Here is a 392-nt window from a genome sequence, read left to right as displayed (position 1 = left end):
CCTTGAAAGCGGCGTTCAGCAACGGGTAGTTGTCCAGGTCAAGGACCGTGGGGGTGTCGTTGGGTAGACCGAGCGCTTCCTCGCGCAGCGCCTCCTGCCACTGCGGATTGCGGCCCAGCTCGTAGGTGAGCATGGACAGCGCGATCGCGGTGGTGTCATGAGCCGCCATCAGCAGGAAGATCATGTGGTTGACGATGTCGGCGGGGGTGAATCGGGCGCCGTCTTCGTCCTCACTGCGGCACAACATCGAGAACAGGTCGGTGCCGTCGCCGCGCTGACGGTCGGGCACCTGCTCGGCGAAGTACCGTTCGAGGCGCTTGCGTGCCCGCAGTCCCTTGGCCCATACTCCGCCGGGTACATCTGCCCGCAGCAGGGCCTGCCCGCCCCGGACG

The 392-nt window shown here is 66.6% G+C and carries 1 protein-coding gene; it reads right to left on the bottom strand.

Annotation, left to right across the window (positions count from 1 at the left end; translation table 11 throughout):
• The coding region (locus IMZ11_RS44645; RefSeq protein ID WP_228649869.1) for a cytochrome P450 at nt 1-392 on the bottom strand (392 nt) is incomplete at both ends.

Origin of the sequence: Microtetraspora sp. AC03309, assembly GCF_020826795.1 — a bacterium.
GTDB classification, from domain to species: Bacteria; Actinomycetota; Actinomycetes; order Streptosporangiales; family Streptosporangiaceae; genus Microtetraspora; species Microtetraspora glauca.
Note: the sequence above shows the minus strand (reverse complement) of the source record. Positions and strands in the feature narration are given on the sequence as shown.